This is a genomic window from Nostoc sp. CALU 1950 (assembly GCF_051172895.1).
GTDB classification, from domain to species: domain Bacteria; phylum Cyanobacteriota; class Cyanobacteriia; order Cyanobacteriales; family Nostocaceae; genus Nostoc; species Nostoc edaphicum_A.
This window is the reverse complement of record NZ_JBDNJQ010000108.1, coordinates 17,307-28,478: the sequence shown is the minus strand read 5'-3', so window position 1 is coordinate 28,478 and position 11,172 is coordinate 17,307. Positions and strand designations below refer to the sequence as shown.

Sequence of the window (11,172 nt, the reverse complement as noted above, 5' to 3'; positions counted from 1 at the left end):
CGAGGACTTTCGTTCAGAACACGAGGACTTTCGTTCAGAACACGAGGACTTTCGTCCAGAACACGAGGACTTTCGTTCAGAACACAAGGACTTTCGTTCAGAACACGAGGACTTTTGTTCAGAACACAAAGACTTTCGTTCAGAACACAAGTATTTTTTGAGCCTTTAAGCGAATGAGACAGCTTTGGTTTTCGAGAGGAGTTGGGGGTGGGGTTATTGTACCTAACTCAACCAAGAACCGCTATATAAAATACTTAGGCTGTAATTACTGCTTATAAAGTTCTGAAACCTTTCAAAAAATGAAATTATTAAAGTAACGTGTAACATATTATTAATTCTTGCCAAATTTAAATTAATCGCGCCCAAAAAATGTAATGATACCATATATTTTTCCCATCATTTAGGAAGATCCTTGCACTAAAAATCAACATAAAAAATAAAGTATGGCAGATAGAACCAAAATTATTTCCTTTGAACTTTCTGACGGCAAAATAATTAAAGTAGAGGTTACGCCTATAGGAGAACAACCTGTTTCTGATGAAACCAGAGTTTTTAAACAAGCGACAGAAATTATTAAATCTATTGCTGAAGATGTCGCAGGTTCATTAAAAGATATTAGCGAGACAGTCAAACCAGATAAATTTAGTGTCAAATTAGGTTTACAAATTGGAGTTGAGTCAGGACAACTAACCGCTTTAATTGTGAAAGGAACAGGCACAGCTAACCTGGAAATTGCGATGGAATGGGGTAAATAATAGTTGATTGTCTTACAGTTGTGGTAATCTTTTTACAAAGATGCTACGTGAGAGCAATTAATGGGTAACGAAGACGATTTACAACGCTGTACAGTGCGTTTAAATGTTGCCAGTAGTCAAGGAACTGGTTTTTTTGTTGCACCGAATTGGATTCTCACCTGCGCCCATGTAGTCGAATCTGCAAAAGATAACCCTGTGCAAGTATTCTGGAAAGCAGGAAACCAGAATTACACAGCTAAAGTTACGCAATCATACAAATATCCCCTTGATTTAGCCCTTTTACAACTGTACGAGGATTGTTTGGATCATCCCTGTGTTGAATTGGATGATACAGAACCCAATACCAACGATGACTTATATATTTTCGGTTATCCCAAGAATAGCGAAGTTGATTATTCGCAGGGGGATTCAGCAAGCTTTAAATATGAAGGAATAAGTTTTAAACAGGATATTATTCTCTATAAGTTAAAGCAAGGGCAAGTTATCTCAGGCTTTAGTGGATCGCCTTTGCTAAATTTACTCACAGGTAAAGTTTGTGGAGTTGTGCATCTTTCCCGTGATGAGGGTAACGATTTAGGTGGGCGTGCAGTTTCGGCTCAAGTTATTGTGCAACAGTTTCCTGAAATTGCCTCACTTAATAAACAATTTCATCAGCCAAAGCCCAAAGTTTATAATCCATTTGAATATGGTCTTCCTGTTCCTCCACAACGTTTTTACGGACGGAGAAAAGAGATTTTAGAGATTAAAAACCGCATCGGCGCAATTAGTCCTCAATGTGTCAATTTGGTAGGATTGCGGCGCAATGGAAAAACTTCTCTATTGCGATATATCAGAGAAAGAATCAGCGAATTTTGTTCGCCAGAACAAAAGCCTTTAGTTGTTTTCTTAGATTTAACGAGTAAGAATTTTCATACTCCAGAGGGGATTATTGAAGGCTTAAGGCGAGGGATTCACAAACTAACAGGGAATTTTCCTTGGTCAAAGGAAGATAATGAAGATGGCTTTGCAGTGGAAGATGGATTACAGGTGTTAGTAGATGAAGGGTATCGTTTAATTATTTTATTGGATGAGTTTGAAGCCATTGCTAGTAAAAAAGATAGATTGGAATTGTTTCAGGATTGGGGAGAAGATTGGCGTTCTAAGGCTTCTGCGGGTTTATTAACAATGGTAATTGCCAGCAAACGCCCTCTTAATGAAGTTTACGAAACTTTGAGTCTGGGTTCTCCCTTTGCCAATATTTTCAGTACTACTATTGTAGGGGCCTTAGAGGAGGAACCTTGGCAAAGCATCATCCAGAAAGGACAGAAAGAATTTCTGCCTAATTCTGCGGTATTACAATGGGTAGATGAGTTAGCAGGAGGGTTGCCTTATTATGTGCAGATGGCGGGCGCAATGTTGTGGCAAAATAAGAATCAAGAAATAGCTAAAAATGAGTTTAAGTTTCAAGCAAAGCCTCGTTTTGAAGAACTTTGGAAAGATTTAACCAAAGGTGAACGTTTAGCATTGCATTATGAGTTGGGAGAGAGTAATTTACCTATTGCTGATCTGGCAATTGTAGATAGGCTTCAGCGTCATGGGTTATTACGGAAGAATGGGGGTTTATTTAGCAGTGTATTTGCAGAGTTTGTGAAAGGTCAAAGATAAAGTAATAAGCTAAAAAAATCAGACATTAAATATAAAAAATGTTGCTGTTTTTGCGAGAAACTTGGGAACTATTTTGGTGGGCAATGTTTTGTCCTTCAAGGCTTCAGCACCGAATGAAGGAATGGTCGCCTCAAAAAGAAACAGATGGACGCAGACTAAACACAAGGTTTTTTGAGATTTTAGTTTTCGGAAACTTACAATTTATTTGTCAGTATTTATTACTATTATTTATTTTTAACATCCCTCTTATTTTAAGACTGATTGAGCGCAATCAATTGTTGGATTGGCTACAGTTACCTTGTGTAATGTTAATTGCTTATACGACAGGAGTTTTATTTTTACCTTTAGGACTAGTTATCCCTTTATTGTGGTTGATAGTTGTATTAAATCAGCCTGATAGCTGGTTAAAGGGCTTAATAGAAGCTATTAAAGTTTTACCTCCTTTACCTCAAATGGTAGTAGGTCTTGCAGTTTTGGTAGTATCTTTATCATTAACTGTTTGGTTAGTGGTGCAACAGTTAGAAAAAGAACATCTTTCCCTTGCTCGTAATGTGATGGTGATAGGGGTAACAATCAGTGTGATGTTAAGTGCATGGTTAGCAACTGAAAACTGGTGGTTTCTATTGTTAACCAGTGGGATGACAGGCTTTATCTTATTTTTGTCAACAGAAAATATTACCGATAGTTATAATGCGGGAAGCGTGGCAGCAGGCGTGGCGGTATTCGTGGCGCTAGTCGTGGCAGTAGTCGTGGCGGTAGTCGTGGCGGGAGCCGTGACGGAAAGCGTGGAGGGAGTCGCGGGAGTCGTGGCGGAAAGCGTGGCGGTAGTCGTGGCGGGAGTCGTGGCGGTAGTCGTGGCGCTAGTCGTGGAGCGAGGCGTGGAGCGAGGCGTGGCGGTAATCGTGGCGGGAGTCGTGGCGCTAGTCGTGGCGGTAATCGTGGCGGGAGTCGTGGCGGGAGTCGTGGCGGGAGTCGTGGCGGGAGTTGCTACTTTACCGCTTACTTGGTTTTCGGTCGTTGCAAGTTTAATCGCTTTTGCTCTTGCACCAGCAAAAGACAACAGAGTTTTTATCATCACTACAGTGATTTTAATAGCTCTTTCTGCCCAAAATTTAGGATGGCTTTCAGCATTAATTATCCCTGTAACCTTAGTCAGCTATTACAGAATATTTCCTGATTATAGCTTTAGTTTTAACTTAATCAGCTCTTTAGGTGATTATTATACATTTTCTGATTATTTACTAAAACTTTTAAGATTTTCAAATTCAACAATTAGGCGGTCACGTCGTCAAACAAAAAAAATACTTTTTCAATTACCTCCTTACACTAGCGAACTCCTGTGGATACCTTTACCTAATCACGCTCAACTTCTTGTTTCTAAATTTAGTGAAAGCCCTCAACAAGCCTTAAGAATCTTTCAATATACCCAAACTTTTTCCTTACCAGGATTTCAAATAACCCTGCAAAATGCCTTACCACAAATTATTGCCGACCAACTCAAGCAAATTCAAAGTATTCCAGAACTAATCTTTACTGCCAACTCAAACCATCCCATATTACCCTTCCTGATTTCCCCCTTCTATCACCTCGATTCTGACAGCGATACCCCCACTCCAGAAACACCTTTGCCAAAGGTTAAACCTGAACTTTCTATCCTTCTCCCTCGCTTGCAAACTATTATTCAAGATATTCAATCTGCACTCGAAAATGAAAATATAGCCCTACGAGAACGAGGATTAGAAAAAATCAATGACAAGGTTGTTCGATTGCAATCCCAATTACCCTCTCTGGGACTTAAAAACGAAGCCATCAAACGCTGGACACCTGTACTGGAACATTGGGAAAAGGTTATTGAACTGGAACAAAATGAACAACGCAAACTCTCTCAAGGCGAACTAATCAACCCGTTCCAATATGGAAATCCGGTGCGACTTGAGCAAAAAAACTTGTTTAAAGGTCGTCAGAGATTTGCCAATGAAATTGTTCGTCGAGTTTTAGACCGTGACCGACCTACCCTTGTGCTGCATGGCCCCCGTCGCTGTGGTAAAACTTCCTTTTTGTATAACTTTCCCCGCTTGCTTCCCAGTGATATCCTCCCCGTATTTGTGGATATGCAAAGTTCCGCCATTACCACCAGCGAATCTGACTTTTGCTTTGGCTTAGTCCGTGCAATTCATAAAGACTGCAAAAGTCAAGGCGTTCAATTACCAAACATTCCTAAACGCACCGATTTTCAGGTAAGTCCCTATACCACCTTAGAAGATTGGTTCGATGAAGCATTTGCCCAAATCGGAGAACGGCGCATCCTTCTCAACGTTGATGAATTTGAAAAAATCGGTACCGCCATCCAAAACGGTCAAATAACTTTACGTCTATTTGACCAACTACGCCACTTAATTCAACATTATGAACAACTCGGTTTTCTCTTTTCTGGGGTGCAAACTTTAGAGGAATTAGGCCCGAATTGGAGTAGCTATTTTATCAGCGTTGTCCCGATAGAAATGCTTTATCTTGAACCTAAGGAAGCTGAGGACTTACTGCTTAATCCAGATCCAGCTTTTACACTACGTTACGCTCCAGGTATTGTAAACGAAGTATTAAGGCTTTCCAATTGTCACCCATACTGCCTACAATTATTGGGCGCATCAATGGTGAATCAAGCTAACTTTAACCATACTGATTTTATTACTGCTGAACTCTTGCAAGCTTCTATTAATGACGCATTTACTTCTGGTCAGCCTTATTTTACAAATATTTGGACAGAATTTACAGGAACTACACCAGAAGAAATGGTAATTGGTCAAGAATTATTATTACAAGTTGCCAAGACAGATATTTTATTACCTATAACTACTGAAATTGCTGAAAAGGTATTAACCCGCTTGTTGCGTTATCATATTTTACACAAAATCAATGGAGGATATGATTTTGAAATTCCTCTGTTAAAACAATGGGTGAGAGAGCGTGCAGTAAGAAGCTAATTATTTTATAAGAAGAATTCAGAACTCAGGAGTCAGAATTCAGTATGAATTCTATACGAGTCGGTGACGAATATTGGTTAAAACCTCGCTCCTAGTGGGCGAAAAAAATTAAAATATTTTCGCCTTAAAACTCTATCCCTTTATGGGTAGAGTATTCTGAATTCTGTATTCTGACTCCTGGTTTATCATTAACGCTTTGTTTTATTTTAATGCTCAATCAAAATCAAACACCTTTATTAGATGCCTTAAAAGCCAATGCAGCAAGACCCCATGCGCCTTTTTACACCCCAGGACATAAACAAGGTGAGGGAATTTCTCAATTCTTGGCTGACTTATTTGGTAAAGCTGTCTTTCGTGCTGATTTAACCGAATTAGCAGATTTAGATAATCTCTTTGCGCCCCAAGGCGTTATTCAAGAAGCACAACAACTCGCGGCTGAAGCATTTGGCGCTTCACAAACATGGTTCCTTGTCAATGGTTCTACCTGTGGGATCGAAGCGGCAATTCTCGCTACCTGTGGCATGGGGGATAAAATAATTCTGCCTCGCAATGTGCATTCTTCTGCGATCGCTGGTTTAATTCTCTCAGGTGCAATACCAATTTTTCTAAATCCTGAATATGACTCAGTTTTAGATATTGCCCACAGTATTACACCTGAAGCTGTGCAAGCTGCACTCCAACAACATCCAGACGCTAAAGCAGTATTGACAGTTTATCCAACATATTACGGCGTTTGTGGAGATTTGAGTGCGATCGCTAACATCACACATCAATACAATATCCCTCTACTTGTAGATGAGGCCCACGGCGCACACTTTGCCTTTCATCCCGAATTACCCACTCCAGCTTTAGCCGCAGGTGCCGATTTAACTGTACAATCCATCCACAAAGTACTTGGTGCAATGACACAAGCATCGATGCTGCACGTCCAAGGTAAGAGGATAGATTGCGATCGCATCAGTAAAGCTTTGCAGCTTGTACAATCTACTAGTCCTAGTTATTTACTTTTAGCTTCTCTAGATGCAGCGCGTCAGCAAATGGCACTCCACGGAAAAATGTTGATGTCTCGCACCTTACAACTTGCTGACGAAGCTAGAACCAGAATCAGTCAAATTCCTGGATTATCTGTCTTACAGATTCTTAGCCCCCCTTCTCAAGGGGGGTTGGGGGGATCTTCTTCTAGAGGTGGGCTGAGAGGATATCCCAGCTTTATAGCTTTAGACAAAACGCGATTAACTGTCACTGTTTCTGGTTTAGGTTTAACCGGATTTGAGGCAGATGAAATTCTTGATGAAAAATTAGATGTCACCGCTGAATTCGCCTCACTGGAACATCTCACCTTTATTATTAGTTTGGGCAACACCCCAGATGATATTGAGCAACTGGTGCAAGGTTTTACCACTCTTGCCGAAAAATATCGTCGAACCAATTTGACTATTAAAAGCGATCTTTGGCAGGATCTTTTCACTACACAGACTCACGCTTTATGTTGTTCTCCCCGTGAAGCCTTTTTTGCTGTTAGTGAAATACTACCTTTGACACAGACAAATAAACGCATCTGTAGCGAAATTGTCTGTCCCTATCCTCCAGGAATTCCCTTATTAATGCCGGGAGAAGTTATCACAAAATCCATCCTTGATTACCTGCAACAAATCCAGACAATGGGGGGATTTATTAGTGGTTGTGCTGATACTAGTCTAAAAACTTTGAAAGTTGTGAAATAACCTCCTAACTCCTTTTCTTAACTTCACACCATTGGCATGATGCCCACACTACATGATTTAATAATTTATCGAACAGAATTCTTTCTGGATTCAGAATTCTGTATTTGATTCTGACTCCTGACTTCTGAATTCTTTTTCATTTATTGGAAGTTTCTAACTTGATTGATTTACGTTAAAATCCTAAATCTACAGCAATGCGATGGGCACAAGCAAACCCAGAAAAAGCTACTGCATTCAACCCTTGACCCGGAAAGGTGCTATCCCCTACACAATAAAGTCCTGGAATAGCTGTGCGATTAAACGGCATATTTAATAAACCCCACAACTTGCGCCGGGGAATTGGCCCATAAGTGCCATCTTTACGACCCAAAAAGCGCTGATGGGTGCGCGGTGTCCCCACTTCCAGATAATCCAATCCAGCATCTAAACCTGGAAAAATCTTCTCTAGGCGGTCAATAATTCGCCAAGCCGCCTCTTCTTTCTTCGCTTCGTACTCACTCACAGAAAGTTTTTGCCAATCATCAATCCAATGAGGCGTGAAGGCATGAATTATATGATATCCATTTGGTGCTAAATCTGGGTCAAGCAATGTGGGAATTGAAACAAAAACTGTGCCTTCTGCTGCTGTCATCTTTTCCCAATCTTCCAGCAAAATATGGTGACACTCTGTCCCCGCAGGTAAAACTGACTCCTTTACTCCGATGTGTAAACTCAAGAAGCTTGGAGATTTTTGATAATTTTGTTGCCATTTTTTCTCATTATATGGCATTGCTTCTGCTGGTAATAATTGTTCAAATGTATCCCAGCGTGTAGCATTTGAAACTATGCGTTTACCCCGATAGACCTTACCATTAGCCAGTTGTACACCTACCGCTTTTCCCTGTTCTGTGAGAATTTTCGTGACTCTAGCTTGGTACTGAATCTTACCCCCAGCCTTCTCTAGACCTTCCACCAGTTTTTGGGCAATTTGTCCCACTCCGCCTTTGGGATAGTTAACTCCGCCATAATGCCTGTCAGAAAAGACCATCCCAGCATTAATCATTGGTGTCATATCTGATGGAACCACCGACCAGCAATAACATTCCATATCGATAAATTTCAATAATTGCGGGTCTTTGATGTAGCGCCGCGCCACGTCTCCGGCATTTTGGGGCAGATACTTAGCTAAACCGAGACATGCCAAAGGATGCTGGAAAAAGACTCGTAGTAGATACCGAGGTTCTTCTAGCGACAGCAAATCCATGCTGTTGAGACACTTGAATACTTTTTGGCATTCGTCATAAAAGCGACGAATCCCCTGTTCTTCATGGGGAAAATGAGCAGTAAGATTTTGCAAAAATTTTTCATAAACCCGGTCAACCTTCAAGTTTAAACCTTGGGGTAGATGATAGTGAATCTGCACCGGATCTGCGATCGCTTCTTGGCTGACATTTACACTTGATAATGCACGGGTGAGTAAGTTGGTAGTACCATTCTGTCCCAGTCCAAAAATCATTGATGCGCCAACATCAAATCGATAGCCTTGGCGTTCAAAATAACCAGCGCTACCACCTGGGATCAAATAACGTTCCAGTACCAGCACTTTCGCTCCCTTCGCTGCTAACTGGGTCGCTGTTACTAATCCGCCAATCCCAGACCCAATTACGATCGCGTCATTAGTCATTTGTCATTTGTCCTTTGTCTTTTGTTATTTGTCTTTTGTTATTTGTCCTTTGTTATTTGTCTAGAGTCAATCAATATTTACCAATGACCAATGACCAATGACTAATCAAAAAAAAAGAGGGACGAGCCTGCTGCTGCTGGCTAATCCCGTCTGCCGATCCTTAAAAGAGAGGAGAACACTGTATAACAATATAGCCTTGATTGAGAATTTATGTCAACTGCTAATGAAAAACTTTATCAATAAAATTGAGAGTGTTAATTTTTAGCTGTCAGCCTAATGCAGGAAAGAGTATTATGGTGTTTCAGTTCTTATACAATAAAAAGGCGCTTGTTTCTGGCTATGACGCTACAATTGCGCGTTTATGTTCCACCCCATCCCCTGATCAAACACTGGCTAGCAGTTGCCCGTGATGCAGGCACACCTTCAGTATTATTTCGCAGTGCCATGACTGAGTTGGGAAGATGGCTGACTTATGAAGCTGCGCGAGATTGGTTACCGACTCAAGAAATAGCAGTGCAGAGTCCCTTAGATACCTGTCCGGCAACGGTGATTGATCCGCAAGTGCCTATGGCAGTAGTGCCGATTCTGCGGGCTGGACTAGGATTACTTGAGGGAGCGCAGACTTTATTACCTTTAGCATCTATTTACCATCTTGGCTTGGCGCGAGACGAAGAGACACTGCAACCTCATTGTTATCTGAACAAGTTACCAGAAAAATTTGACCCCCAAACACGAGTGTTAATTACCGATCCAATGTTGGCAACAGGAGGGTCGATCATGGCAGCAATGGCAGAATTGACACAACGGGGTGCTGATCCAACCCTGATGCGGATTGTGTGTGTAGTGGCGGCTCCACCAGCTTTGCAAAAATTGAGTGAAGCTTATCCAGGTTTAATAATTTACACCGCTACTATTGACGAAAAACTGAATAACCAGGGGTATATTGTACCGGGATTGGGAGATGCAGGCGATCGCATCTTTGGGACTTAAGCTAGTATGCAGCTAGGGCAGGAAAATAGCATAACTACTGTAAAAGTTGCAAGGTTTGTTGAAGGCGGTAAAGATATGAGTCAGCGAGATGGTTTTGGTAGTGGTTTTATAGCAGGGGCATTTGTCGGTGGCGTATTTGGCGGTGTTATCGGAGCATTGATTGCTTCTCGACGCGAGCCAGAATTGCTAGGTGAGGAGGAAATAGAACTGACAGATAGCCAAGCCGAAGCTAAGAGAATAGCAGCAAAGCGGCGTCAGATGAAAGCCTCAGAAAGTGAGAGCATCGGCATAGAAACGGCCAGGCGATCGCTAGAAGATAAAATTGCCCAGCTAAATGCCACAATTGATGAAGTGCGGAAGCAACTGGGGAATGTGAATGGCGGTTCATCCCAAGCAACCAGTGACCGTTCCCTCACTAAAGACTCCTGAAGTTTGTTCAGGCGTGGTGAAAGTGTCAAGTGTGGTAAACGTGAAATCCGCAAACACCATGACATGGACTAAATTAAAATTAAAAGATAAGACCGCGTTTGACACTTAGTAGGAAACACAGCTATCCATGAGTTTACTGATTACGACACTAGTAACCTTTGTCACCTTTTATAGCTATTTGCTAATTATCCGGGTTTTGTTGACCTGGTTCCCGACAATAAACTGGTATAACCAGCCATTTGCCGCTTTAGCCCAGATAACCGACCCTTATCTGAATCTATTCCGCTCAATTATTCCCCCATTGGGTGGTATGGATTTTTCTCCGATTTTAGCTTTCTTAGCACTCAACTTAGCTGGAGAGTTTCTGAGAACCCTAACTCGTCTGCCATTCGTCCAGGGATTTTGATTCGTACCCCAATAAAAACTTTTGTAGAGACGCTTTCACAATTGGCGTCTCTACAATTTTTATAAGAAGAATTCAGAACTCAGGAGTCAGAATTCAGTATTAATTCTGTACGACTGAGTATTATATTATCTACGCACTTGACCGCTAAACCCAGCAGCCTTGAACTGCTTTAGCTTCAAGGGAGTCGGCTGATTAGCAGGTACAGAAATTCTTAATTCAAAATCGCTAATGCCTGGTGGCACCTCAGTAATAGAACCTAAGCGAGTCCGGTTTTGCATCACCGAGTCATTATTAGCATCATAGATGCGTCCAAAAATATCTGCGTCGTAGACTGTTTTATTAGTGCCATTTTCTGCTTTGCCAATGACAATAAAACAATTGGCTGCTGCGCTACCACTACTGATAACAGCCCCTTCTGCTAATTCTGGTGGACAATCTTTATAAGAGACATCAAATAGTTTAATCTGTGTCAGGGCTACAGCTGGGGGAATAATCACCCACGATAGAAAGGTGATGAGACAGGAAATAAAAACGACCGTGAGTGAACGCAACCGCATAAAAGACCCCGTGACTTAATTTA

At 41.4% G+C, this 11,172-nt stretch carries 9 protein-coding genes; 7 read left to right on the top strand and 2 right to left on the bottom strand.

The window, feature by feature from the left end; translation table 11 throughout:
- Window positions 1–443: 443 nt before the first annotated feature.
- From ABF638_RS25045 to ABF638_RS25030, 4 genes are all read left to right on the top strand, one after another.
- The gene (locus ABF638_RS25045; RefSeq protein ID WP_435025620.1) at window positions 444–755 is read left to right on the top strand and encodes a CU044_2847 family protein; all 312 of its coding nucleotides are present in this window, start codon (window positions 444–446) and stop codon (window positions 753–755) included.
- Between the two features lie 60 nt (window positions 756–815).
- Window positions 816–2,399 carry a trypsin-like peptidase domain-containing protein gene (locus tag ABF638_RS25040; protein WP_435025619.1) on the top strand — a complete coding sequence of 528 codons (1,584 nt, stop codon included), beginning with the start codon at window positions 816–818 and terminating at the stop codon, window positions 2,397–2,399.
- Between the two features lie 38 nt (window positions 2,400–2,437).
- The gene (locus tag ABF638_RS25035; RefSeq protein ID WP_435025618.1) at window positions 2,438–5,380 is read left to right on the top strand and encodes an AAA family ATPase; all 2,943 of its coding nucleotides are present in this window, start codon (window positions 2,438–2,440) and stop codon (window positions 5,378–5,380) included.
- Window positions 5,381–5,589: 209 nt separating this feature from the next.
- Window positions 5,590–7,104, top strand: coding sequence for an aminotransferase class I/II-fold pyridoxal phosphate-dependent enzyme (locus tag ABF638_RS25030; protein WP_435025617.1), 1,515 nt, complete (start codon window positions 5,590–5,592; stop codon window positions 7,102–7,104).
- A gap of 172 nt (window positions 7,105–7,276) precedes the next feature.
- Here ABF638_RS25030 and crtH read toward each other — a convergent pair whose 3' ends face one another.
- On the bottom strand, window positions 7,277–8,767 hold the full coding sequence (gene crtH, locus ABF638_RS25025; protein WP_435025616.1) for a carotenoid isomerase: 1,491 nt from the start codon (window positions 8,765–8,767) through the stop codon (window positions 7,277–7,279).
- A 339-nt stretch (window positions 8,768–9,106) separates the two neighbouring features.
- Here crtH and upp point away from each other — a divergent pair, with 339 nt between their 5' ends.
- The 3 genes from upp (at window position 9,107) to ABF638_RS25010 (ending at window position 10,592) form a co-directional block, all read left to right on the top strand.
- Window positions 9,107–9,757 (top strand): uracil phosphoribosyltransferase, encoded by a 651-nt coding sequence (upp, locus tag ABF638_RS25020; RefSeq protein WP_181928036.1) that lies wholly within the window; start codon window positions 9,107–9,109, stop codon window positions 9,755–9,757.
- A gap of 75 nt (window positions 9,758–9,832) precedes the next feature.
- The gene (locus ABF638_RS25015; protein WP_181932781.1) at window positions 9,833–10,186 is read left to right on the top strand and encodes a hypothetical protein; all 354 of its coding nucleotides are present in this window, start codon (window positions 9,833–9,835) and stop codon (window positions 10,184–10,186) included.
- Between the two features lie 127 nt (window positions 10,187–10,313).
- On the top strand, window positions 10,314–10,592 hold the full coding sequence (locus ABF638_RS25010) for a YggT family protein (protein ID WP_069070457.1): 279 nt from the start codon (window positions 10,314–10,316) through the stop codon (window positions 10,590–10,592).
- A 125-nt stretch (window positions 10,593–10,717) separates the two neighbouring features.
- Here ABF638_RS25010 and ABF638_RS25005 read toward each other — a convergent pair whose 3' ends face one another.
- Window positions 10,718–11,149, bottom strand: coding sequence for a biotin carboxylase (locus ABF638_RS25005; RefSeq protein WP_435025615.1), 432 nt, complete (start codon window positions 11,147–11,149; stop codon window positions 10,718–10,720).
- Between the last annotated feature and the right edge of the window lie 23 nt (window positions 11,150–11,172).